This window comes from Hymenobacter algoricola (assembly GCF_039539525.1).
GTDB classification, from domain to species: Bacteria; Bacteroidota; Bacteroidia; order Cytophagales; family Hymenobacteraceae; genus Hymenobacter; species Hymenobacter algoricola.
Map to the genome: position 1 here is coordinate 81,960 of NZ_BAABDH010000110.1, position 22,346 is coordinate 104,305.

22 protein-coding genes are annotated in these 22,346 nt (G+C 60.1%); 16 read left to right on the top strand and 6 right to left on the bottom strand.

Translation table 11 applies throughout. From position 1 onward, the window contains the following. Positions 1–26 precede the first annotated feature (26 nt). The 4 genes from ABD842_RS18870 to ABD842_RS18885 form a co-directional block, all read right to left on the bottom strand. Complete coding sequence (locus tag ABD842_RS18870) at positions 27–224, bottom strand: class I lanthipeptide (RefSeq protein ID WP_345117326.1); 198 nt, start codon at positions 222–224, stop codon at positions 27–29. Between the two features lie 81 nt (positions 225–305). Beyond that, on the bottom strand, positions 306–491 hold the full coding sequence (locus ABD842_RS18875) for a class I lanthipeptide (RefSeq protein ID WP_345117328.1): 186 nt from the start codon (positions 489–491) through the stop codon (positions 306–308). Between the two features lie 73 nt (positions 492–564). Continuing rightward, positions 565–756, bottom strand: a complete 192-nt coding sequence (locus ABD842_RS18880; protein WP_345117330.1) for a class I lanthipeptide — start codon at positions 754–756, stop codon at positions 565–567. A 538-nt stretch (positions 757–1,294) separates the two neighbouring features. Beyond that, positions 1,295–3,718: a TonB-dependent receptor gene (locus tag ABD842_RS18885; protein ID WP_345117332.1), complete on the bottom strand. Its 2,424-nt coding sequence runs from the start codon at positions 3,716–3,718 to the stop codon at positions 1,295–1,297. 576 nt (positions 3,719–4,294) lie between these two features. On the opposite strand from ABD842_RS18885, the gene ABD842_RS18890 reads away from it, so the two are divergent. Further along, positions 4,295–4,849 carry a nucleoside/nucleotide kinase family protein gene (locus tag ABD842_RS18890; protein WP_345117334.1) on the top strand — a complete coding sequence of 185 codons (555 nt, stop codon included), beginning with the start codon at positions 4,295–4,297 and terminating at the stop codon, positions 4,847–4,849. 73 nt (positions 4,850–4,922) lie between these two features. Here the strand turns inward: ABD842_RS18890 and ABD842_RS18895 are convergent, their stop codons facing one another. After that, the gene (locus ABD842_RS18895; protein ID WP_345117336.1) at positions 4,923–7,007 is read right to left on the bottom strand and encodes a T9SS type A sorting domain-containing protein; all 2,085 of its coding nucleotides are present in this window, start codon (positions 7,005–7,007) and stop codon (positions 4,923–4,925) included. Positions 7,008–7,356: 349 nt separating this feature from the next. Between ABD842_RS18895 and pruA the strand changes: the two genes are divergently transcribed. Then, positions 7,357–9,021 (top strand): L-glutamate gamma-semialdehyde dehydrogenase, encoded by a 1,665-nt coding sequence (pruA, locus tag ABD842_RS18900; RefSeq protein ID WP_345117338.1) that lies wholly within the window; start codon positions 7,357–7,359, stop codon positions 9,019–9,021. 274 nt (positions 9,022–9,295) lie between these two features. Here pruA and ABD842_RS18905 read toward each other — a convergent pair whose 3' ends face one another. Next, positions 9,296–11,701 carry a glycoside hydrolase family 3 N-terminal domain-containing protein gene (locus ABD842_RS18905; RefSeq protein ID WP_345117340.1) on the bottom strand — a complete coding sequence of 802 codons (2,406 nt, stop codon included), beginning with the start codon at positions 11,699–11,701 and terminating at the stop codon, positions 9,296–9,298. 244 nt (positions 11,702–11,945) lie between these two features. Here ABD842_RS18905 and ABD842_RS18910 point away from each other — a divergent pair, with 244 nt between their 5' ends. From ABD842_RS18910 to ABD842_RS18975, 14 genes are all read left to right on the top strand, one after another. Continuing rightward, on the top strand, positions 11,946–12,341 hold the full coding sequence (locus ABD842_RS18910) for an NADH-quinone oxidoreductase subunit A (protein ID WP_135497239.1): 396 nt from the start codon (positions 11,946–11,948) through the stop codon (positions 12,339–12,341). A gap of 78 nt (positions 12,342–12,419) precedes the next feature. After that, positions 12,420–12,977 (top strand): NADH-quinone oxidoreductase subunit B, encoded by a 558-nt coding sequence (locus ABD842_RS18915; RefSeq protein WP_135497240.1) that lies wholly within the window; start codon positions 12,420–12,422, stop codon positions 12,975–12,977. Positions 12,978–13,056: 79 nt separating this feature from the next. Next, positions 13,057–13,623, top strand: coding sequence for an NADH-quinone oxidoreductase subunit C (locus ABD842_RS18920; protein WP_345117344.1), 567 nt, complete (start codon positions 13,057–13,059; stop codon positions 13,621–13,623). Between the two features lie 102 nt (positions 13,624–13,725). Beyond that, positions 13,726–14,991 (top strand): NADH dehydrogenase (quinone) subunit D, encoded by a 1,266-nt coding sequence (gene nuoD, locus ABD842_RS18925; protein WP_345117346.1) that lies wholly within the window; start codon positions 13,726–13,728, stop codon positions 14,989–14,991. Between the two features lie 13 nt (positions 14,992–15,004). Beyond that, entirely contained in the window at positions 15,005–15,304 is a 300-nt protein-coding gene (locus tag ABD842_RS18930) for a nucleotidyltransferase family protein (RefSeq protein ID WP_345117348.1), read from the top strand. Continuing rightward, a complete protein-coding gene (locus ABD842_RS18935) occupies positions 15,285–15,638 on the top strand; it encodes a HepT-like ribonuclease domain-containing protein (RefSeq protein WP_345117350.1) in 354 nt (117 codons plus the stop codon). Before ABD842_RS18930 ends, ABD842_RS18935 begins: the two co-directional genes overlap by 20 nt. After that, entirely contained in the window at positions 15,638–16,216 is a 579-nt protein-coding gene (locus ABD842_RS18940; protein WP_345117352.1) for an NADH-quinone oxidoreductase subunit NuoE family protein, read from the top strand. The genes ABD842_RS18935 and ABD842_RS18940 overlap by 1 nt, the downstream gene beginning before the upstream one ends. A 27-nt stretch (positions 16,217–16,243) precedes the next feature. Next, positions 16,244–17,584 carry an NADH-quinone oxidoreductase subunit NuoF gene (gene nuoF, locus ABD842_RS18945; RefSeq protein WP_345117354.1) on the top strand — a complete coding sequence of 447 codons (1,341 nt, stop codon included), beginning with the start codon at positions 16,244–16,246 and terminating at the stop codon, positions 17,582–17,584. A gap of 128 nt (positions 17,585–17,712) precedes the next feature. Continuing rightward, entirely contained in the window at positions 17,713–18,720 is a 1,008-nt protein-coding gene (locus tag ABD842_RS18950) for an NADH-quinone oxidoreductase subunit G (protein ID WP_135497247.1), read from the top strand. Between the two features lie 91 nt (positions 18,721–18,811). After that, positions 18,812–19,894 (top strand): NADH-quinone oxidoreductase subunit NuoH, encoded by a 1,083-nt coding sequence (gene nuoH / locus ABD842_RS18955; RefSeq protein WP_135497248.1) that lies wholly within the window; start codon positions 18,812–18,814, stop codon positions 19,892–19,894. 53 nt (positions 19,895–19,947) lie between these two features. Then, positions 19,948–20,490, top strand: a complete 543-nt coding sequence (locus tag ABD842_RS18960) for a NuoI/complex I 23 kDa subunit family protein (protein ID WP_210114422.1) — start codon at positions 19,948–19,950, stop codon at positions 20,488–20,490. Positions 20,491–20,622: 132 nt separating this feature from the next. Then, positions 20,623–21,141, top strand: a complete 519-nt coding sequence (locus ABD842_RS18965) for an NADH-quinone oxidoreductase subunit J family protein (protein ID WP_345117357.1) — start codon at positions 20,623–20,625, stop codon at positions 21,139–21,141. Positions 21,142–21,247: 106 nt separating this feature from the next. Then, a complete protein-coding gene (locus ABD842_RS18970) occupies positions 21,248–21,460 on the top strand; it encodes a hypothetical protein (RefSeq protein ID WP_345117359.1) in 213 nt (70 codons plus the stop codon). Next, positions 21,453–21,926 carry a hypothetical protein gene (locus ABD842_RS18975; RefSeq protein ID WP_345117361.1) on the top strand — a complete coding sequence of 158 codons (474 nt, stop codon included), beginning with the start codon at positions 21,453–21,455 and terminating at the stop codon, positions 21,924–21,926. The genes ABD842_RS18970 and ABD842_RS18975 overlap by 8 nt, the downstream gene beginning before the upstream one ends. Positions 21,927–22,346 lie beyond the last annotated feature (420 nt).

Sequence of the window (22,346 nt, forward strand, 5' to 3'; positions counted from 1 at the left end):
TATAACTAAAAATATATTGTATATAATTATACCATTACTGTTATTTCTTCTTTAGGCTGGGTCATCATGGTGCAGATGCAGCAGGTGAAGTTGTGGTAGGAACTGTTGTAGGAGCCGCCCTGGCCGTCGCCGCCGTGCACCTGGTCGAGGTCGTCGGGGGTCAGGCTGGCTACTTTCTCCTTGTTGAAGGAGAGCTTAGAGGCAAATGCGTCTTGCTTTTTCATAAAAAATGAGAAAAAAGGGTTGAAAAAGAACCAGAAGTAGAAGTAGAATCGGCAGGGCTAGGTAGCTGCTTGGCTACGCTATTACACCGGGATATCGACGCCCGTGTGGAAGGAGCACAGGCAGCAGGTGAATCTGTGGTTGGAGCTGTTATCCGATGAGGCTTCGGTGTGACCACCGTACACCTGGTCCAGATCGTCGGGGGTCAGGCCGGCCACTTTCTCCTTGTTGAAGGGGAGCTTGGTAGCGAATACGTCTTGCTTTTTCATAAAAAATGGGGGAAAGGGTTAGAAAAAGGAATCAGAAGTAGAATCGGTAGGGCTAGGTAGCTGCTTGGCTACGCTATTCGCTCACCGGGATATCGATGCTCGTGTGGAAGGAACACAGGCAGCAGGTGAAGTTGTGGTTGGAGCTGTTACGCGATGAGGGTTCGGTGTTACCACCGTACACCTGGTCCAGATCGTCGGGGGTCAGGCTGGCTACTTTCTCCTTGTTGAAGGAGAGCTTAGAGGCAAATGCGTCTTGCTTTTTCATAAAAAAGAGGGGGAAGGGTTGGAAAAAGGAATCAGTAGGATCTGAAGGCGGCGCAGGCGGCTTCTTCTGCCAGAATACTGGGGCAGAAGCCGTGGGTGAAAGCGCCCGCAGAGCGGTGGTCTGAGGTGTTTGTCGGGCCGATACTATCGCCGCCGTGTACCTGGTACAGGTCGCCGGAATTGCGGCTGGCCACTTTCTGCTTGTTGAAGGAGAGCTTGATGGCGAATGCCTCTTACTTTTTCATAAAAAACGGAACCGGTTAAAAAATGCAATAAGATTAGAATAGCATGGAAGTAAGAAGCGGGGCCTGACGGGCCGGGTCGTAATGAGTAAGCTAGGATAAGCCAGGAGCCAGGGGCAGCACGTCGTGCCGGCGGTGTTACAGGAGTTGGGGCCGACTTGGAAGCCCCCGACGAGGTATGGTCCAGGTCGTCGGGCGAGAGGCAGGTCACCCTAGCTGAATAGCAGCTTGTTGCTGGGCTGAGTCAGGTGCTTTTTCACAAGAAAAAGGCAGAGGAAGGAGGCGAGAGGGCAAGGCTTAGTTGAGCTCCAGGCGGCGCTGCTCGGCTTCGGTGCCCTGGCGGCGGGACTTGCTGGACTTCACGTTCTTGTTGCCAAACTTGTAGGTGAAGTTGAGGCGCACGAACTGGCTTTCGGCTTTGGTTATGTTGGTCGAGTTCACCCCGTAAGAGCTGACGTCGTAGCGGCTGTTCAGCGTGTTGAAGGCATCACTCACGTTGAGCGTCAGGTTGCCGGCCCCTTGCAGCACGCTCTTCGACACGCCCAGGCTGGTGGTGTAGTGCGACTTGAAGGCGTAGGCCCCGAAGCGCCACGGCAGGAAGTAGTTGGCGTAGAGCTCCAGCTTGAGGCCTTTGGCCAGCGTGATGCTGTTGTTGGTGACGAAGTAGGCGGTCGGCGTGGCGGCGTTCAGGCCGGCTTCGGCCGTCGAGTAGATCCGGGCGTAGCTGAGGGCAGCCGTGTTGTTGGTGCTCCACTTGTTGCTCAACAGCTGCTTGGAGTGCGACACCATCAGGTCGACCGATTCGCCGCGGCTTGCATTTTCGAAAGTGCTCAGTACGGCAGTGGCATCCTTGGGACGGTACACTTCGGTAAGCACATTTTGGTGCCGGCTGTAGTTGATGGAGGTCGAAAGCTCGCCGTGGTAGACGTGGGTGAAGGAGAAGTTGTCGGAGATTGAAGGCCGGATCGTGGGGTTGCCCTGGAAGTAGTAGTACTGACTCACGTAGGTTACGAAAGGGTTTACCACGTCAAGCTTGAACCGGTCGATGCGGCGTTGGTAGGCCAGGTTGAGCTGCTGCTTTTCGGATAGGGCGTAATCCAGCGACAGGCTCGGAAACAGGTTCAGGTAGTTGCGCTCCGTAACCTGGCCCGTGGTCAGCGACGTGCCGGTGGTATTGGTTTGCTCGGCCCGCAGCCCGGCCACGATGCTCACCTGTTCCACCTTCTTGCTCAGATTGGCATACAGCGCGTTGATATTTTCGCGGTACACAAAGTGGTTGGTCTTGCCCGGGTCCGTTTGCCAGCTGCTGCCGGCGGCCAGCTGCTCCCAGCGAATATCGTTGTCGGTGCGGGTGAAAGTCGTTTTGGCTCCCAGCTCCAGGGTGGAGCTTTCCAGGGGCCGGGTATAGTCCACGGCCACCGACTTGACTGAGTTGTCGGCCGGCGAGTTGTTGCGCAGGTAGCTGGGTGGAGCATAGGGCGTGCCGCTGTCATCCAGGAAGTTGGTGCCAATGTCGCCGTGCACGGCCCGGTTGTAGCCGAAGTAGTCGGCGCTCAGCCGCAGCTCGGTGCCGGGTTTACCGGCCGTGGAGCGGTAGTAGGCATTCACGCTGGGCATCAGAAAGCGCGTCTGTGCCGTTGACTGCACGGTGGAGAGTCGCGGCAGGCCCCCGGCCGGGCTAGCCAGGATGGAGGTAGTGCCGCCCACTCCGTCGCGCAGGTTGACCAGGGTCTTGACCAGCACGCCCACTGAGCTTGTTTTATTGAGGTCGTAGTCAAAGCCTAACTTGGCAGAGTGGCTCCGGCGTTCGTTTACCGTGTTGCTTTGCTCGTTTAGCTGGGCCTCGCTGCTGATGGAGCGCTGGCTCTGGGAGCGGATGAACTGCTTGTTGCGCAGGTAGTCGTAGCCGCCGTAGAGGTTGAGCTTGTTCTGGCGGTAGTTCAAGGACAGGCCGGTGTTGTAGCGGGCGTAGCGGCCCGCGCCGATGCCCTCGCTAAGGCTGCCGTTGGTGCCGAACCCGCGGTTTTTGGTGGTGGTAATATTGATGATGGATCCTCCCTGAGCATCATACTTGGCGGAGGGGTTGGTGAATACTTCCACCTTGTCGACCGTGTTGCTGGGCATGGCGGCCAGCATGGCTTTGAGGTCGGCGCCGCTTAGGTTTGTGTACTTGCCATCGAGCAGTACTGTGGCCTGCCGGCCCCGCACCGTGTAGCCGCCGCCCGATTCGAGCACCCCGGGGGCCCGGCTGAGCACCTCATCGGCAGTGCTGCCGGCTGCAATGGGACTGCTCGCTACATTGAGCACGATTTTGCCGGCCTGCTGCTCGATGAAGGGCTTGGTACCGACCACCGTCACTCCCTTCAGCAGCTTGCGCTCGGGGGCCAGTGCCACTACCAAGGCCGGACCGGCCGGAGCACCAGGCCCCGCTACCACGGGCTCGGTTAAGAAGTCTTTGTAGCCCAGATACTTTCCTGCCAGCGAGTACTGGCCAGCGGGCAGGCCCTCAAAGGTAAAGGCCCCCTTGTCGTTGGTCAGCGTGTTGAACAACACGTTGGAGCTACCGTAAGGCCGGACCAGCACAGTTACGTAGGGCAGAGCCTGGTGCGTCAGACTGTCGGTAATGGTGCCCGAGAGGCTGCTGGCAACCTGCGCGGTGGCGGTATGTCCGCTCAACTGAACGGCAGCTACCAGGAGCGTTAGGGTAAGTGGATATTTCATGATGGCAGCGGTTAGTTGGTGACGTAAATATGTCAGAGCAGATAGGCGAAAAATATTTTTTTACACCAATTCCCCTTTTGTCGGGACGAACCATAATCCTGCTCTAACCTTCAGCAAGACAGTATATTAAGCGATTTACGACGCTCTTCTTCCGACCTGATGACACAAACCTAGCGAGGGTGTTTGGGCGTCCCAAAACTGTTACACCAACCTCAGGTATCTAAGGACCAAAGGGAGTAAAAAGGGGGATGTGCCCCTGGTTCCGGGGCCGGCTGGCGCAGCGGATACGCCGCCCGTTAAGACGGCGAAGAAGGGGGAAGAAGCGGGTTTGGATCTGCAAGCAGACCGCAGGAACTTGCCTCCAATGGCAACGACAGGTAGGGATGAGGTTAGATGGCCCCATGGGGCGTTGGTCACAGCTGGAGCGCGCCCCACTATTCCCGGTACTGCAGCGGCCGCTCAGCGGTGCGGATCCAACTAACTTTATTGGCGAACTTGCGGCCCTCATCTTCCTTTCGCAGGTCGGCTGCTTCCCTTTGCGGCTAATCCGCTGTCCAAGCCGGTCATCTTCCTTATATGATTCACCTCCTGGGCATTTCCGGCAAGCGCGGCAGCGGCAAAGACACCGTGGCCCGCCTCATTCAGCAGCTGCAGCCCGAGCGCCACTGGCAGATCCTGTCCTTCGGCGACGCCATCAAGGCCGTATGCGCCACGCTGGCCGGCGAAGATGTGGCGCCCTACTACACCCAGACGGGCAAAACCGAGCTGCTGCCCGCCTTCGGCCGCACCCGGGGCGAGATGCTGCAGCAGGTGGGCGGCGCGCTGCGGGCCTGGAACTACGAAATCTGGGTGCAGGCCTTTTTCGCCCGGCTGCCCGCCAACACCTTCGTGATTGTGCCCGACGTGCGCTTTCCCAACGAGGCCCAGCCCATCCTGGACCGCGGCGGACTGATGCTGCGCGTGGAAGGCGACCCGCTAACCCAGCAGGGCGACGGTACCCGCGACGACGCGCACCCCAGCGAAACGGTGATGGACACCTACGACCAGTTCGCGGCCGTGCTGCACAATACCGGCTCCCGCGCCGAGCTGGAGCAGCAGGTGAAGCAGCTGCTGGCGGGGCTTGATTCGTGAAGGAGTCTCCCCGAGGCATAAAAAAAGCTCCCTGTTGTGACAGGGAGCCCTTCTTATGCCTGTGGAGGGTTGCCTAGTGGAGCACTTCCAGCCGTTTGTGGAAGCTCTGGCCATTGGCCGTGCAGGACAGCGTATACACGCCCGCCGGCAACTTCTCCGTATCGATGTGCATGCGGGTTGCCGCACTGTTGCCCTGGGCTACGATGCGCCCCAGGTTGTCGCGCAGGGTATAGACAATCGGCAGGGGCTGGCCGGGGAGCTCTTTTTTCAGCAGCGCTCTGGGGGCCACGATCAGCTCGAAGCCCGTATTGCTGGGATTAGGGAATATTTCCAGCTGGTCGCCGCTCCGGTACACTCCCGTGGGACCAGTGCCGCCGTACGGGCCATTCGGGTTATCATTATCGCAGGGTATGCGCAACATGGCATTGGGGTTGGCCGTGGTGTACTCGCGGTAGATAGTCGTCGACAAGCCACAGGTATTGTCCGTGACTATGCACGTCACGGTCACGGGTAGGTCGTACCCGTTCGGGGCAATAATTGAGCACCGGGGGGAATCTCCGGGACTACGGAAGCCGGGCGCCGAACTGGACCACCGGTAGGATACGGAGGGTTGCAGGTCGGGCCGGTCCACGCCGGCTTCAAAGTACATCGTGATTCCTGAGCAGACCAAGTCCGTTGCGGGCTGCTTTTTAAAGTCCGCCCGCGGTCCGCCCACCCAGATCTGCCGGGTCAGGGTACGAGGACCGGAGAAGCAGCCATCCGCATTGTAGTAGCTGGCCTTAACGGTGGCGACTCCACTGTAGCCGGCCCCGGACGTCACATTATACGTGGCAGAGTTGACGGCAGCGCCCGTAGCGGCCCACTCGGGCACTATCGACCAGTTCACCGAGGCATTCGTCTGGACCGCAAAGGCCATCGTCGAGTTTTCGCACAGCTGGGTATTCGCGCTGCTGACCTTCTGGTTCTTTATGTCTTCGGTGATCCCGGCCTCGAAGGCAAACCATTGGAACAGCGTGGCCACGGCCCGGATGCTGAAGTTGAAGTTGACGTTGGCAATCTGAGCCGTATTAATGCTGTTGGGTGAGGTCCAGCCGAAGGAGTTATAGATGCTGGTAATGTAGGAATTCGACCCCTGCGACAAATTGGTATCTCCGTTTTTAAAATACTGTAGCCCCCCGGCGCTATAAGCTCCCATATCGCTCGGATTGACCCCGCTCGGAAAGAAGTCAGCCAGCTGATTGACGGTATAGAACAGATACTTCGCCCGGTCTCTGCTACTGCTCAGGCAGTAGATATCGGATAACAGTCCCCCTTGCTGGGCAGCCGTAGCCGCCGACCAGGCGTTGGCGTTGTAGTATCCTCCCGGATCATTCTCGCACTCATTTAAGTCATTGTTGTAGTAATACGTGTTGCCCATGTCGTTTTCGTAATGGTCGGGCAGGTTCAGCGGGCAGGGATGCAAATGGGAATGGGAATGGGCCGGCACACTCATGTCGCCGAGCAGGTGGGCTACGCGGCCCAGCAGTTGGAGTGCCACGGGCTGCCCAAAGCCCGGATTAAACTGGGGCTGGTGGTAGTAGTTGCTGCGCCCGCTGCCATCCGGGTTGCTGATGCCTTCCAGGAAGTAGTTCCCCTTGTAGAGTTCGGGCAACGACGTGTAGGTGATAATGTAGTTGCGCAGGTAGCCCACCCCGGGCATTATGTAAGGAATGGTAACATCATGCATCCCGTTGCGGTCCTGGCAAAACAAGTAAACCCGGGCTTTTTCCCAGGCATTAGGAGCCATTGAGGAGCCATTGGCATTCAGCGGTACCGACTCGTAGTTTTCATCGGCCCGGTCAGCGTCCCAGAAGTGCGTGATGGACGGAGTCAGCGTATTGAGGCCCAGCGTATAGCCATACACCGGGTCTTCGACGTCCTCCCGCCAGGCCCCAACACCGATTGGGTAGCTGGTATTGAACGGCTGAGCATCGTTGCCCCTGCCGTGAAAGCCGAACCCAATGGCATTGCGCAAGGTTGGGATGGCGCCAATCTGCTGCTCCAGATACAGGTAGGCTTCCTTGACCATGTGCTGATGCACCCATTCCTTGTGGGCGGAAGCTGGCAATTGCGCCAGCCATAGGCTCATAAACAAGCCGACAGATAACAGTTTTTTCATGGGATGCAGCAAATGGAAGGTGGAAAAGAGTAGAAAGTCCGGAGTTGGCGGAAGGGCGCCGGTACTGCGTTGCCCGCGCCAGTCAGCAAGGCGCTACCCCAGCTTCCGATTGTCGAAAGTGCCTGATCCGCTTCGCCTTCCCGCTTTCGTTACACCAACTCCGGGTTGGGGAGGACCAACGCCCACTTGCGGGTTGTTCTGACCAACACGGCAGGGGCCGGCTGAATCAAGAGCCGGCGCACTACCGTTTGCCAGGTCCCCGCAAGCCGGCGGCTTTTAAAGCCGCCGGCGCTTACCTTTGCCTCGCTCCCTCCCCAAAAACCAAAAACCAAAAACGAAAAACCACCCCATGGCTAACGGCTTTTTCAACGTTCCGACCCCGATCAACGAGCCCGTGAAGGGCTACGCGCCCAACTCGCCCGAGCGGGTGGAGCTGCTCAAGACCCTGAAGGAGTTCAAGCAGCAGGAGCGCGACATCCCAATGCACATCGGCGGCCAGGAAGTGCGCACCGGCAAAACCAAGAACATCACCCCGCCCCACGACCATAAGTTCGTGCTGGGCCAGTTCCACGAAGGCGACAAAACCCACGTCAGCCAAGCTATTGATGCCGCCCTGGCCGCCCGCCCGCTCTGGGCCGAAATGCCCTGGGAGCACCGCGCCGCCATTTTCCTGAAAGCCGCCGACCTGCTGGCCGGCCCCTACCGCGCCCGCATCAACGCAGCCACCATGCTGGCCCAGAGCAAGAACTGCTTCCAGGCCGAAATCGACGCGGCCTGCGAGCTGATCGACTTTTTCCGGTTCAACGTGCACTTCATGCAGCAGATCTACCAGCAGCAGCCCGAGAGCCTGCCCGGGATGTGGAACCGCATGGAGCACCGCCCCCTCGAAGGCTTCGTGTTTGCCCTCACGCCCTTCAACTTCACCTCCATTGCCGCCAACCTGCCCGCCTCGGTGGCCATGATGGGCAACGTGGTGGTGTGGAAGCCCGCCAACACCCAGATCTACTCGGCCCAGGTGCTGATGGAGCTCTTCAAGGAAGCCGGCGTGCCCGACGGCGTTATCAACCTGGTGTATGTCGACGGCCCCACCGCCGGCGACGTTATTTTCAAGCACCGCGACTTTGCCGGCATCCACTTCACCGGCTCCACGGGCGTGTTCCAGAACATCTGGAAGACCATCGGCCAGAACATTGCCTCCTACAAGAGCTACCCGCGCATCGTGGGCGAAACCGGCGGCAAGGACTTTATCCTGGCTCACCCCTCGGCCCACGCCAAGGCCGTGGCCGTAGGCATGAGCCGGGGCGCGTTTGAGTACCAGGGCCAGAAGTGCTCGGCGGCTTCGCGGGTGTACCTGCCCTCGAACCTGGCCGACGAAATCCTGGGCTACGTGAAGGAAGACCTGGCCTCGTTCAAGATGGGCGACGTGGAGGACTTCTCGAACTTCATCAACGCCGTGATTAGCGAAGCGTCCTTCGATAAGCTGGCCAAGTACATCGACGGCGCCAAGGCTGACCCGAACGCCGAGATTGTGGCCGGCGGCGGCTACGACAAGTCCAAGGGCTACTTCATCGAGCCCACGGTTATCGTGACCAAGGACCCGAAGTACGTGACCATGTGCGAGGAGCTGTTCGGCCCCGTGCTCACGGTGCACATCTACGACGCCGATAAGTTTGAGGAAACCCTGGAACTGGTCGACTCCACTTCGCCCTATGCCCTGACCGGCGCCATCTTCGCCCAGGACCGCTACGCCATCGACCTGGCCTCGAAGAAGCTGATCCACGCGGCCGGCAACTTCTACATCAACGACAAGCCCACCGGCGCGGTAGTCGGCCAGCAGCCCTTCGGCGGCGCCCGCGCCTCCGGCACCAACGACAAGGCCGGCTCGATGCTGAACCTGCTGCGCTGGGTGTCGCCGCGCGCCATCAAGGAAACCTTCGTGCCGGTTACCGACTACCGCTACCCGTTCCTGGGCGCGGCTCCGGCCGAAGATCTGAACCGGGACAAGGGGCTGTAAGCCATAGTTGAGGTTTTAAGCACTAAAAAGGCCGCTCCGGAATTCCGGAGCGGCCTTTTTAGTGCTTAAAACCTCATATAAAGAACGTCATGCTGAGTGCAGCAAAGCGGAGCCGAAGCATCTCTACCGCAGCGGTACTTCAATCAACCCAACGAAGCGGCAAAGATGCTTTGGCAAGCGGACGCCAGATCAAGCATGACGTTCTGCTTTCGTTTCGTGCTTTTCCCAACAACGACGCCACGCGAGATTCCTCGGCAGGCCCGGAATGACTTTCTCACTTCCCCTTGCTCTCAAACGTATCCTTGACCCGGATATCCGTGGACGAGCTGCCCATGAGGACCTCGAACTGGCCCGGCTCCACCACGAAGTTCATGTTGCTGTCGAGCAGGGCCAGGTCGTCGGGGCGCAGGGTGAAGCGCACGGTTTTTTTCTCACCGGGCCGCAAGGGCACCCGCTCGAAGCCGCGCAGCTGGCTGTCGTAGGTGACCACGCTGCTGAGCTTGTCGCGCAGGTAGAGCTGCACTACTTCGTCGCCGGCTACCGGGCCAGTGTTGGCCACGTCCACGGCCACCTCGATCAGGCCCTGGGGCGCGGCTTCCCTGGGCGTTATCTGCAGATTGGAGTAGGCGAAGGTAGTGTAGCTCAGGCCGTGGCCGAAGGAGTACAAAGCGCCATTCACGCTGGTATTGCCGGCGCCGTTGGGGCCGGAGGTGGGCTGGCCGGCGTGGGAGCCGGGCTTGAAGGGGAAGTTGAGCTCCAGCTGGCCGGTGGTTTTGGGGAAGGTCATAGGGAGCTTGCCGCCGGGGTTGTAGTCGCCAAACAGCGCTTCGGCCACCGCCCGGCCGCCGGTGGGCCCCGGAAACCAGGCTTCCAGAATGGCCGGCACGCTGCGGTCGGCGAAGTTGATGGTGAGCGGCTGTCCGTTGATGAGCACCAGCACCAGAGGCTTGCCCGTGGCCTGCAACGCTTCCAGCAGCTGCTGCTGCCGCCCCGGCAGCTCCAATGACGTGCGCGAGAGGCTCTCCCCTACCGTCTTGTCGTCCTCGCCCAGCACCGCCACAATGACGTCGGCTTGCTGGGCCTGGGCTACGGCCCGGGCAATGCCGGCCTGCTCGGCGGCCGTCAGCGGCGAAGGCACCAGCTCGGTATCGGGCCAGCCGGCGTGCACCACGTCGCAGCCTTTCTCATACTGCACTTGCAGGCCCGGCCCGGCGTAGGCCCGCAGCCCCGCCAGCACCGACGTGACCGGGTTGTTGGGGGGGCCGTAGCGGCTGATGGCATGGCTGGTAGCATCGGCCAGCGGCCCCACTACCAGGATATTTTTCAGCTTCTCCTTCTGCAGCGGCAGCATCTGCTTCTCGTTTTTGAGCAGCACCAGCGACTCCCGGTTGAGCTGCAGGGCCAGGGCTTCGGCGGCGGCGGTGTGCACCAGCTTGTCGGCCTGCCCGGGGTCGGCCACGTAGGGCTGGTCAAACAGGCCGAGGCGGAACTTCACGCTCAGCACTTCCCGCACCCGCGCGTCGAGCGTGGCCGGCGAAACCCGGCCGCCGCGTACCAGCTCCCGCACGTTGGTAATGTAGGCGGCGGGGCTGTAGAAGTTGGTCCACACGTTCAGGCCGGCTTCCATGGCCATCCGGGTGGCGTCGGGGAAGTCGGTGGCCACGTGGTGCTTCTCGAACAGGAACTCCACGGCCCGGCTGTCGGACACCACGTAGCCGTCGAAGCCGAACTGCTGGCGCAGTAGCTCGGTCAGGAAGTAGCGGCTGCCACTGATGGGCTGGCCGTCCCAGTCGTTGTAGCTGCTCATTACGCCCAGCGGGTGGGCTTCCTGAATCACGCGCCGAAACGGGTAGAGGTATACTTGGTGCATTTCGCGGGGCGCCACATGCGGGTCGGTGCGGGCGTTGCCGTCGCGGCCGCCCTTGGGCACGCTGTACACGGCGAAGTGCTTGAGCGTGGACGCCACACCCTGGCTCTGCACGCCCAGGGTCATCTGCTTGCCCAGCTCGGCAATCAGGAACGGGTCCTCACCGTAGCACTCCACCACCCGGCCCCAGCGCGGGTCCCGGGCCGGGTCGAGGATGGGCACGTACACGTTGGTATAGCCCAGGGCTTTGGCTTCGCGGCCCACGGTTTCGCCGGCCTGGCGCACGAGGCCTTTGTTCCAAGTGCTGCCGATGCCGATGGGCGCGGGCAGCGGCGTGGCCCGGTCGTGGCAGAGGCCGTGGATACCTTCGTTGGTGAAGTCGACGGGAATGCCCAGCCGGGTTTCCTCCACAAACCAGTGCTGGATGGTGTTAATGGCCTTGGCGTGTTTGCTGAACGGGTAGGAGAACTGACTCTGGGCCTTGGGCGTATTGCGCAGGCTGTTGAGCTCCTCATCGATGTTGGCAATGCCGTCCTTCCAGATTTCGGTTTTCCAGCCCGCCGTCGGCAGCTCGTCCTTCAGCACCCGCCCGTAGCCGTAGAGCGTAGCCAGCTGGCACGACTTCTCCTCCAGCGTCATCTGGCCCAGCAAATCATCCAGGCGCTGGTCGAGCGGGCGGGCGGGGTCTTCGTAAGTGTCGCGGCGGCCGTTCTTGTTGAAGTCCACCCAGCCCTTGTGGTAGAGGCTTTTCTGGGCGTGCAGCGGAGTGGCACTCAGGCAGAGCAGCGCCAGCAGGATTATGTTTCGGGTCATCGGCAAAGCGGGCGGGAAATGGCGGAACGAGCCGTGAAAGTGTCGCCTTTTGCCGGGCAATACCCCCCGGCCCGGCGCCTTTATTTGCGCAAACGTTTACACCGGTTTGTTTAGAACTTCTCCGGGAAGTTTGGCCGGGAAGGCGTTTGCGGGCCCTTGCGGGCATAACCTTTGTTCCCAACCCCACAGGCGCTACCTTTGCCCTCCAATGCCCGTTTATCCGGGCCTTTAACCGCCGAATCGTATGCTGCTCGCCGTAACCACTAATTACCAGCCGGTTGATTTTCTGCCCATTGTGGTGCAATTCGGCCTCGCCATTGCCTTCGTCGCCTTCGCCATGATTGTGTCCCACCTCGTGGGTCCCAAGCGCCAGAGCACGGTAAAGGACTCGTCTTTCGAGTGCGGCATCGAGTCGGTGGGCAACGCCCGCACCCCGATTTCGATCAAATACTTCCTCACCGCCATCCTGTTCGTGCTCTTCGACGTGGAGGTTATCTTCATGTATCCCTGGGCCGTGAACTTCCGCACCCTGGGCTGGGACGGCTTCGTGCAGATGATTGTGTTCCTGACGCTGCTGATGGCGGGCTTCGCCTACGTCATCAAAAAGGGCGTTCTGAAGTGGACCGGCACCCACGCCTAAGTCCAATTTGACCAAACCTTTACCGGCCCGCCGGTGTTCGGAAACAGGGAAATACTCCCTTCCAAAACGACAAGTCCGATGAGTGATATTCGTGTTCCTGAGATAAAAATAGCTGAGGCTCCCGACGGGGTGGAGGGCGCAGGCTTCTTCGCCACGTCGCTGGAGTCGGTGGTGGGCATGGCCCGGGCCAACTCGCTGTGGCCGCTGCCGTTTGCCACTTCCTGCTGCGGCATCGAGTTCATGGCCACCATGGGCTCCCACTACGACATTTCGCGCTTCGGCTCGGAGCGTCCCTCCTTCTCGCCCCGGCAGGCCGACCTGCTGATGGTGATGGGCACCATTGCCAAGAAGATGGCGCCCATCGTGAAGCAGGTGTACGAGCAGATGGCCGAGCCCCGCTGGGTGCTGGCCATGGGCGCCTGCGCCTGCTCGGGTGGCATCTTCGATTCCTACTCCGTGCTCCAGGGCATCGACCGGATCATCCCCGTCGACGTGTACGTGCCCGGCTGTCCGCCCCGCCCCGAGCAGGTCATCGACGGCCTGATGCGCGTCCAGGATCTGGCCCGCACCGAATCCATCCGCCGCCGCAACGCCCCCGAGTACCAGGCGCTGCTGGCTTCTTACAACATTAAGTAAGTAATGAGTATTGGGTATTGAGTAGTCAGACTAAACAGTCAGTATCTCAATACTCAGTACCAAATACTCAATACTAGACATGGCTGAAAACACCGAAGAATCGGCTGCCGCGCAGGAAACGGCCGCCATCCAGGACCCGCAGGCGGCTAAGAACGCCCAGCTGCTCGCGCTGCTGCACCGCCTGTTTGGCGCCGACGCGTTTACCGACGTGGAGGAACCCTACGGCATGCTGACGGCTACCACGACCCGGGAGCGGATTCATGAAATCATAGCCGGCCTGCAGCAGGACCAGGAGTTGCAGCTCCACTTCCTGACCACGATGTGCGGCATCCATTACCCCGAGAACGAGGGCAAGGAGCTGGGCATGGTCTACCACGTGCACAGCCTGGTGAACAACCTGCGCCTGCGCCTTAAGATCTACTTCCCCATTGCCGACCCGACGGTGCCCACGCTCACCGACCTTTACGCTGCGGCCAACTGGATGGAGCGCGAAGCCTACGACTTCTACGGCATCATCTTCACGGGCCACCCCAACCTGATCCGCATCCTGAATGTGGAGGATATGGACTACTACCCCATGCGCCGCGAATACGCGCTGGAGGATGGCACCCGCGAAGACAAAACCGACCTTTTCTTCGGACGCTAACCTTTTAGTACAGAGTAGCGAGTATTGAGTACTTAGTACTCCGAACTGATTTTCAACTTTTCGTCCTTACTCACTACTCAATACTTCCTACTCACTACTAGAATGGCAGTAAACGACACGCTGGAAGGCACCCGCAAAATAGTCGAATCGGCGCAGGAGCAGCAGCACAACAGCGGCCTGATTCCGACGCTCAACGACTTCAGCCAGGAGCTGACGACTCTAAACCTGGGCCCGACGCACCCGGCCACGCACGGCATTTTCCAGAACATCCTGCAAATGGATGGGGAAAGGATTATTTCGGGCGTGCCCACCATCGGCTACATCCACCGGGCCTTTGAGAAGATTGCCGAGCGCCGGCCCTTCTACCAGATTACGCCCCTCACCGACCGGATGAACTACTGTTCGTCGCCCATCAACAACATGGGCTGGCACATGACGGTGGAGAAGCTGCTCGGCGTGACGGTGCCCAAGCGCGCCCAGTACATGCGCGTCATTGCCATGGAGCTGGCCCGCATCACCGACCATCTGATCTGCAACTCGATTCTGGGCGTGGACACCGGCGCTTTCACCGGCTTCCTGTACGTGTTTCAGGAGCGGGAGAAGGTGTACGAGATTTACGAGGAAATCTGCGGCGCCCGCCTCACCACCAACATGGGCCGGGTGGGCGGCATGGAGCGCGACTTCTCCGATGTGGCCATCCAGAAGCTGCGCGACTGGCTGAAGACCTTCCCGGCGGTGATGAAGGAGTTTGAAACCATGTTCAACCGCAACCGCATCTTCATGGACCGCGTGGTGAACGTGGGCCCGATTACGGCGGAAAAAGCCCTGAACTACGGCTTCACCGGCCCCAACCTGCGGGCCGCCGGCGTCGACTACGACGTGCGGGCCATGAACCCTTACTCCAGCTACGAGGACTTCGACTTCGAAATTCCTATCGGCACCAAGGGCGATACCTACGACCGGTTCATGGTGCGCAACGAGGAAATCTGGCAGAGCCTGCGCATCATCACCCAGGCCCTGGAAAACCTGCCCGAAGGCCCCTTCCACGCCGATGCTCCGCACTACTACCTGCCCCCCAAGCAGGCCGTGTACCAGAACATGGAGGCCCTGATCTACCACTTCAAAATCATCATGGGGGAGATTGAAGCGCCGGTGGGTGAGGTGTATCACTCCGTGGAAGGCGGCAACGGCGAGCTGGGCTTCTACCTCGTCTCGGACGGCGGCCGCACGCCCTACCGCCTGCACTTCCGCCGCCCCTGCTTCATCTATTACCAGGCTTACCCCGAAATGGTGGTGGGCAGCAGCCTCTCCGACGCCATCGTGACCCTGTCGTCGATGAACGTCATTGCCGGCGAGCTGGACGCGTAATCCGTCTTTAATCATGCACCTCACCGAACAGCAGCTAGAAACCATCCGGACGTTTTTCCGCACGCAGCCCGTGCTGAAGGCGTATCTGTTTGGTTCCTACGCCCGCGGGGAGGCGAATGCCGAAAGCGACGTGGACCTGCTGGTGGACATCGATTACAGCAAATTCAGTCTGAGCTTTTTTAGCATGTATGCCGATTTAGCCCGGATTCTGAATAAGAAAGTAGACATCGTTTCCTCCCGGGGCCTGCATCACCTGTACCGCCCTTTCATTGAAGCCGATAAACGATTGGTGTATGAAAGAGGGCCGAATTGATAGTCGGCAGCGTCTCTTGCACATGCTGGAAGCTATAGCGGAGGTTCAGGGGTTTGTAGCGGGCGTAAGCCGGGCCGAATTTGACCTTGACCACCGGACGCTTTTTGCCTGCGTGCGGGGAGTTGAAATTTTGGGCGAAGCCGCCCGACACGTAGCCGATGAAATTAAAGCGCAGTATCCGGAAATCAATTGGCGTGGCATTGTGGACTTGCGCAACTTTGTAGTTCATCAATACTTCGCCATTGATAATGAGGCCTTGTGGCTCGTTATCCACGACCACATGCCGGTGTTAAAGCCTCAACTTGAACGAGTGTTACAAGCACTTTCTGTCTAATGGAATCAACAACAAACGCGCCCGTTAAGCCCCGGTTCTCCGCGGCGGCCCAGGCTGAAATAGACCGTATCTGCCAGCAGTACCCCGCCGACCGGCGCAAGTCGGCCATGCTGCCGGTGCTGCACATTGCCCAGTCCGAATTCGGCGGCTGGGTAGCGCCCGAGGTGCAGGATCTGGTGGCCGAGGTGCTGGGCGTGAAGCCCATCGAGGTGTACGAGGTTTCGACCTTCTACACCATGTTCAACCTCAAGCCGGTGGGCAAGCACGTGCTGGAAATCTGCCGCACGGGCCCCTGCCAGCTGCGCGGCTCCGACGAGCTGACCCTGGAGCTGGAGCGCATCACCGGCGCCAAAGTCGGTGAAGGGCCTTCGGCCGACGGGCTGTTTACCCTGAAAGAGGTGGAATGCCTGGCCGCCTGCGGCTTTGCCCCCGTGGTGCAGGTGCGCGAGAAATACTACGAGCAGCTCGACACCGAGGAGTCGGTAGACGCCATGCTGAGCGAGCTGCGCACGATGGTGCACCGCCCCGCCCTGCCCTGGGAGGAAACCGGCCTGCCCAACGCCGTAACCAACAATTAACCGCCACCAGCTAACCGCTCAGACACTATGGGACGCAAACTGCTGACCGAACATATCAACGTTGAAGGCATCGACACCATTGAGGTATACCGCAAGCACGGCGGCTACCGCTCGGTGGAGAAGGCCATCAAAACCATGACCCCCGACGAGGTGGTGGAAGAGGTGAAGAAGTCGGGCCTGCGGGGCCGCGGCGGCGCCGGCTTCCCCACGGGCCTGAAGTGGAGCTTCCTGGCCAAGCCCGAGGGCGTGCCGCGCTACCTGGTCTGCAACGCCGACGAGTCGGAGCCGGGCACCTTCAAGGACCGGCAGCTGATGTCGAAACTGCCCCACCTGCTCATCGAGGGCATGATTACGAGCTCCTACGCCCTGGGCGCCAATACCTCATACATCTACATCCGCGGCGAGCTGCTCTACGTGCTGCGCATTCTGGAAAAGGCCATTGCCGAAGCCTACGCGGCCGGTTTTCTGGGCAAGAACATCCTGGGCTCGGGCTACGACCTGGATCTGTATGTGCACCCCGGCGGCGGCGCCTACATCTGCGGCGAGGAAACGGCTTTGCTGGAAAGCCTGGAAGGCAAGCGCGGCAACCCGCGCAACAAACCGCCGTTTCCCGCCGTGTCGGGCCTTTACGCCCGCCCCACGGTGGTCAACAACGTCGAGTCGATTGCCGCCGTGCCGGTTATCGTGAACGAGGGCGGCGACGAGTACGCCAAAATCGGCATTGGCAAAAGCACCGGCACCAAGCTGATTTCGGCCTGCGGCCACCTGAATAAGCCCGGCATCTACGAAATCGAGATGGGCGTGCCGGTCGAGGAATTCATCTACTCCGATGAGTACTGCGGCGGCATCTGGAAAGGCCGGGAGCTGAAGGCCGTAGTAGCAGGTGGCTCGTCGGTGCCGATTCTGCCCAAAGAGCTGATTCTGAAAACCGCCGCCGGCGAGCCCCGCCTGATGACCTACGAGTCGTTGTCGGATGGTGGATTCGTGACGGGCACCATGCTGGGTTCCGGCGGCTTCATTGCCATGGACGAAACCACCTGTATCGTGCGCAATACCTGGAACTTCAGCCGCTTCTACCACCACGAGTCGTGCGGGCAGTGCTCGCCCTGCCGCGAGGGTACGGGCTGGCTGGAGAAAATCCTGCACCGCATCGAGCACGGCCACGGCACTGAGCGCGACATCGACGTGCTGGCCAGCGTGGCCAAGCAGATCGAAGGCAACACGATTTGCCCCTTGGGCGAAGCAGCGGCCTGGCCGGTGTCAGCCGCCATCCGCCACTTCCGCGACGAGTTCGAGTGGCACATCCGCCACCCCCAGGAAGCCACCCGCCCCGGCGCCGTGTTTCCCGGCAAAGCAGTGCTGGCCTAGCGGCAATTAAGAATTGAGAATTAAAAATTAAGAATCGACCTCTGCGAACCTCAGCGTTTCCTCTGCGCACCTCTGCGGGAACCGACGTTGAACAACTTCAAAAGGGCCGATTTCTGGACTCTGAACCAATGGCTAAAATAACCTTCGACGGCATCGAGGTGGAAGTTCCGGACGGAACCACCATCCTCAACGCGGCCCGCACCATCGGCGGGGGCATTGTGCCCCCGGCCATGTGCTACTACACGCCGCTGAAAGGCTCGGGCGGCAAGTGCCGCGCCTGCCTCGTGCGCGTGGCGGCCGGCTCGGCCAAAGACCCGCGCCCCATGCCCAAGCTCGTCGCCTCCTGCGTGACGCCGGTGCAGGATGGTATGGTGGTCGAGAATACGACTTCCGAGCAGGTGCTCGACGTGCGCAAGGGCATCGTGGAGATGCTGCTCATCAACCACCCGCTCGACTGCCCCGTGTGCGACCAGGCCGGGGAGTGTGACTTACAGAACTTCGCCTTCGAGCACGGCGTGAGCACCACCCGCTACGAGGAGGAGCGCCGTACCTTCGAGAAAATCGACATCGGGCCGCTGATTCAGCTGCACATGACGCGCTGCATCCTGTGCTACCGCTGCGTGTACACCGCCGACCAGCTCACCGAGGGCCGCATACACGGCGTGCTGGGCCGCGGCGACGCCGCCGAAATCGGCACCTACATCGAGAACATCCTCGACAACGAGTTCAGCGGCAACGTCATCGACGTGTGTCCGGTGGGCGCGCTGACCGATAAAACCTTCCGCTTCAAGCAGCGCGTGTGGTTTACGAAGCCCGTAAACGCCCACCGCGGGTGCGAAAACCCGAAGTGCTGCGGCAAGGTGGTGCTCTGGTACAAGGGCAAGGACGTGATGCGCGTGACGGCCCGCAAGGACCAGTACGGCGAGGTGAAGGAGTGGATCTGCAACACCTGCCGCTTCGACAAGAAGGAAACTGCCGACTGGACCATCGAAGGCCCCGCCCGCATTGACCGTTCCTCGGTCATCTCGGCCAACCACTACGAGCTGCCCGTGCTCAATGCCCAGGTTATTGCCGACCTGCCCGAAAGCTCCGTCCGCGACCTGGAACAGAATCCTCCCATGCGCCTCGGGAATTAGTTTTTAGTTGTTGGTTTTTGGTTTTTGGCTTTGTTCCGACATCCGCCAGTCCAGAGGCCAAAAACCAAAAACCAGAAACCAAAAACCAACCATGATCGAACTACCAACCCTCGGCTGGCAATCCATTGTTATCTTCGTCGTCTTCGCCGTTTCGCTGCTGATTGCGACCTATTGCACTTACGCGGAGCGTGTCATTGCCGCTTTCCTGCAGGACCGCGTGGGCCCGGACCGCGCGGGTCCGCTTGGCCTGCTGCAGCCGCTGGCTGATGCCGTGAAGCTGTTTACCAAGGAAGAATTCTTCCCCGCCGGAGCCAACCGGGCGCTGTTCATTATGGGCCCCTGCCTGGCCATGATTACGGCGCTGATGTCGTCGGCGGTTATTCCGTTCGGCAACGTAATTCAGTTCGGCAACAACGTCTTCAACCTGCAGGGCATCGAAGTCAACATCGGCATGCTGTGGATTTTCGGCATCGTGTCGTTGGGCGTGTATGGCGTGATGATTGGCGGCTGGGCTTCCAACAACAAGTTCTCCCTGCTCGGTGCCATCCGCGCCGGCTCCCAGAACATCAGCTACGAGCTGGCTATGGGCATGTCGCTCATCGCCGTGCTGATGATTTCGGGCACCCTGAGCCTGCGCGACATCACGCTGCAGCAGTCGGTAGCCGGCGAGTGGCACTTCTGGAACATCGTGAAACAGCCTTTAGGCTTTATCATCTTCCTGGTCTGCGCCTTCGCTGAAACCAACCGTACGCCGTTCGATTTGCCCGAGTGCGAAACCGAGCTGGTGGGCGGCTACCACACCGAGTACAGCTCCATGAAAATGGGTCTGTACCTGTTTTCGGAGTACGTAAACGTGTTCGTGGCCTCAGCCGTGATGAGCGTGCTGTACTTCGGCGGCTTCAACTTCCCCTTCCAGTACGAGCTGCGCGACTGGTTCGTGAACAGCCAGGGTTGGGCCCTGACGTCGGCGCAGAACCTGATTTCCGTGGTGGGCCTGCTGGGCCTGTTCGGGAAGATCTTCGCCTTCATCTTCTTCTTCATGTGGATCCGCTGGACCCTGCCCCGCTTCCGCTACGACCAGCTGATGCGCCTGGGCTGGACCATCCTGATTCCGCTGGCCATCTTCAACATCCTGCTCACCGGCGGCCTGATTCTGGGCGGTATCATTAAGTAATCGAACCTATGCAGTCCTTAAGCAATAGAGCGAAAAAGCTGGAGGTGAAACCGATGACCCTGGCCGAGCGGGCCTACCTGCCGGCTATCTTCCAGGGCCTGAGCATCACGATGCGCCACTTTTTCCGGGCAGCTACCAAAAAGCAGATTACCATCCGCTACCCCGAGGAGCAGCGGCCCTTCTCCCCCATCTTCCGCGGCCTGCACGTGCTCAAGCGCGACGAAGCCGGCCGGGAGCGGTGCACGGCCTGCGGCCTCTGCGCCGTGGCCTGCCCCGCCGAAGCCATTACGATGGTCGCCGGCGAGCGGAAAAAGGGCGAGGAAGGCCTCTACCGCGAGGAGAAGTACGCCGTCAGCTACGAAATCAACATGCTGCGCTGCATCTTCTGCGGCCTCTGCGAGGAAGCCTGCCCGAAAGCCGCCGTCTACCTGCAGGCCGACAAGATGGCCCCGCCCCGCTTCGAGCGCGACGAGTTCATCTACGGCAAGGACCGCCTCGTGGAGCCCACCGCCCCCGACGCCCGCTCTGCCCGCGGCATCCAGCTCACCCCCGAGCAGGCCGCCGCCCTGGCTCAGCGCATGGCCCAGTCAGCCTAAACCACACCTGTCATCCTGAGCCTGCGAAGGACCTTATCACGTTAGAACGAGTTGTTCAACTGGCATAAGATCCTTCGCAGGCTCAGGATGACAGACGATTTTTACCTCTCACGTTCGCGCTACTTTCCGCCAATGGCCTCTTCCTCCCTGTTTTTCTTCCTGTCGTTCGTGGCGCTGTTTGCGGCACTGGGCGTGGTGCTGGCCAAAAATCCGGTGCACAGCGTGCTGTTCCTGATCCTGACGTTCTTCTCACTCTCGGGGCACTACCTGATTCTGAACGCGCAGTTTCTGGCCGCTGTCAACATCATCGTGTACGCCGGGGCTATCATGGTGCTGTTCCTGTTTGTGATTATGTTCCTAAACCTGAACGCCGACACCGAGCCCCACAAGCCCCTGCTGGCCAAGGTAGCCGCGGCCGTGGCCGGGGGCTCGTTGCTGCTGGTGCTGGTAGCCGCCCTGCGCGATGTGCAGCCCGGCACGACCTACAACGCCGCCACCTTCGACTCGCAGATCGGCATGGTCAGCCAGCTGGGCCTGGTTCTCTACACGAAGTACCTGCTGCCCTTCGAGCTGGCCTCGGTGCTGTTCCTGGCCGCCATGGTCGGGGCCGTGATGCTGGGCAAGCGCGAAACCGGGGAGCGGAATTTCTAGGATTCGGCAGCTTCTTAAGCAACAAAAAGCGGCGCCTGAAGCATCAGGCGCCGCTTTTTGTTGCTTGAAAGCAGACTCCCATTTTTGCTTACCATATCTTTACTCTATGCCTTTCCGCCTCGACCGCACCGCCTTCCATGCCGGCTCTCACGAGCAGAACGCCCAGTACCACGCTACGCACCAGCCCACCACAGCCAGTGAGCGGCTGCGGGCGGCAGCTTACCTGAACAGCGTAGCTTTCGGCTACGACCCCGACCAACCGCCCCGCCTTGACCGCACGGCCTTTGCCTGCCGCCCGCATCCGGCTAGCCATGAGTAATCTGTTCAACGCCGATTTCCGTGACTTTCTCCTGGCCCTGCACCAGCAGCATGTGCGCTACGTGCTGGTGGGCGGCTACTCGGTCATTCTGCACGGCTACAGCCGCACCACCGGCGACCTGGATCTGTGGGTAGAGCAGTCGGCCGACAATTACGCGCGGCTGGCGCAGGCGTTCCAGGTTTTTGGAATGCCCATGTTCGATATGACGGCACACAACTTTCTGCACAATCCGGCCCTGGACGTTTTCACCTTCGGCCGCCCGCCCGTCGCCATCGACATCATTACCCGCCTAAAAGGTCTGGACTTCGCCACGGCCTACCCGCACGCCCTCGACACGGAAGTAGACGGCCTCACCGTGCGCCTGATCCATTACCAGGATCTGCTCCGGGCTAAGCGCGCCGCCGGCCGCCCCCGCGACCAGAACGACCTCGACCAACTCACGCAGGCAAACGAAAGCGGCGGCTGAAGCATCATGATGATAAACCCTACCAAAATAAGCCCTACCAAAAAAACAATTTTCATTATGTTCTGGCTATCTGTGGTCATTAATATTGTGATTCAAATTGTTTTTCATCCTTCCATTGTTGGAGGCGATGATGCAGTATCGCTCATAAGCGCACTTGTTGGCCGAGCTATTGCCTTTTTACTTCTTCCGATTATCACGCTTGGGATTATACGCCTGATAGGCTATTTCATAAAGCGCCCATTCAAGCAAGAAACGGCTATTATATGGATCAGTTGGGCTATTTTTTTTGTAGTTAGTACGCTGAGCTATCTATGCTAGAGCAGATTCATGACCGCTGTACATGATAGCCACAGTGGTTGAACCAAGCTTTGGCATCGGTGCTGGTAATCCATTGCACGGCCGCGTGAATGGCTTCCAGCA

What these genes read in the sequence shown, in the direction of transcription:
- ABD842_RS18870 (WP_345117326.1), bottom strand. Translation starts at nt 224, where the DNA reads ATGAAAAAGCAAGACGCATTTGCCTCTAAGCTCTCCTTCAACAAGGAG.
- ABD842_RS18875 (WP_345117328.1), bottom strand. Translation starts at nt 491, where the DNA reads ATGAAAAAGCAAGACGTATTCGCTACCAAGCTCCCCTTCAACAAGGAG.
- ABD842_RS18880 (WP_345117330.1), bottom strand. Translation starts at nt 756, where the DNA reads ATGAAAAAGCAAGACGCATTTGCCTCTAAGCTCTCCTTCAACAAGGAG.
- ABD842_RS18885 (WP_345117332.1), bottom strand. Translation starts at nt 3,718, where the DNA reads ATGAAATATCCACTTACCCTAACGCTCCTGGTAGCTGCCGTTCAGTTG.
- ABD842_RS18890 (WP_345117334.1), top strand. Translation starts at nt 4,295, where the DNA reads ATGATTCACCTCCTGGGCATTTCCGGCAAGCGCGGCAGCGGCAAAGAC.
- ABD842_RS18895 (WP_345117336.1), bottom strand. Translation starts at nt 7,007, where the DNA reads ATGAAAAAACTGTTATCTGTCGGCTTGTTTATGAGCCTATGGCTGGCG.
- pruA (WP_345117338.1), top strand. Translation starts at nt 7,357, where the DNA reads ATGGCTAACGGCTTTTTCAACGTTCCGACCCCGATCAACGAGCCCGTG.
- ABD842_RS18905 (WP_345117340.1), bottom strand. Translation starts at nt 11,701, where the DNA reads ATGACCCGAAACATAATCCTGCTGGCGCTGCTCTGCCTGAGTGCCACT.
- ABD842_RS18910 (WP_135497239.1), top strand. Translation starts at nt 11,946, where the DNA reads ATGCTGCTCGCCGTAACCACTAATTACCAGCCGGTTGATTTTCTGCCC.
- ABD842_RS18915 (WP_135497240.1), top strand. Translation starts at nt 12,420, where the DNA reads ATGAGTGATATTCGTGTTCCTGAGATAAAAATAGCTGAGGCTCCCGAC.
- ABD842_RS18920 (WP_345117344.1), top strand. Translation starts at nt 13,057, where the DNA reads ATGGCTGAAAACACCGAAGAATCGGCTGCCGCGCAGGAAACGGCCGCC.
- nuoD (WP_345117346.1), top strand. Translation starts at nt 13,726, where the DNA reads ATGGCAGTAAACGACACGCTGGAAGGCACCCGCAAAATAGTCGAATCG.
- ABD842_RS18930 (WP_345117348.1), top strand. Translation starts at nt 15,005, where the DNA reads ATGCACCTCACCGAACAGCAGCTAGAAACCATCCGGACGTTTTTCCGC.
- ABD842_RS18935 (WP_345117350.1), top strand. Translation starts at nt 15,285, where the DNA reads ATGAAAGAGGGCCGAATTGATAGTCGGCAGCGTCTCTTGCACATGCTG.
- ABD842_RS18940 (WP_345117352.1), top strand. Translation starts at nt 15,638, where the DNA reads ATGGAATCAACAACAAACGCGCCCGTTAAGCCCCGGTTCTCCGCGGCG.
- nuoF (WP_345117354.1), top strand. Translation starts at nt 16,244, where the DNA reads ATGGGACGCAAACTGCTGACCGAACATATCAACGTTGAAGGCATCGAC.
- ABD842_RS18950 (WP_135497247.1), top strand. Translation starts at nt 17,713, where the DNA reads ATGGCTAAAATAACCTTCGACGGCATCGAGGTGGAAGTTCCGGACGGA.
- nuoH (WP_135497248.1), top strand. Translation starts at nt 18,812, where the DNA reads ATGATCGAACTACCAACCCTCGGCTGGCAATCCATTGTTATCTTCGTC.
- ABD842_RS18960 (WP_210114422.1), top strand. Translation starts at nt 19,948, where the DNA reads ATGACCCTGGCCGAGCGGGCCTACCTGCCGGCTATCTTCCAGGGCCTG.
- ABD842_RS18965 (WP_345117357.1), top strand. Translation starts at nt 20,623, where the DNA reads ATGGCCTCTTCCTCCCTGTTTTTCTTCCTGTCGTTCGTGGCGCTGTTT.
- ABD842_RS18970 (WP_345117359.1), top strand. Translation starts at nt 21,248, where the DNA reads ATGCCTTTCCGCCTCGACCGCACCGCCTTCCATGCCGGCTCTCACGAG.
- ABD842_RS18975 (WP_345117361.1), top strand. Translation starts at nt 21,453, where the DNA reads ATGAGTAATCTGTTCAACGCCGATTTCCGTGACTTTCTCCTGGCCCTG.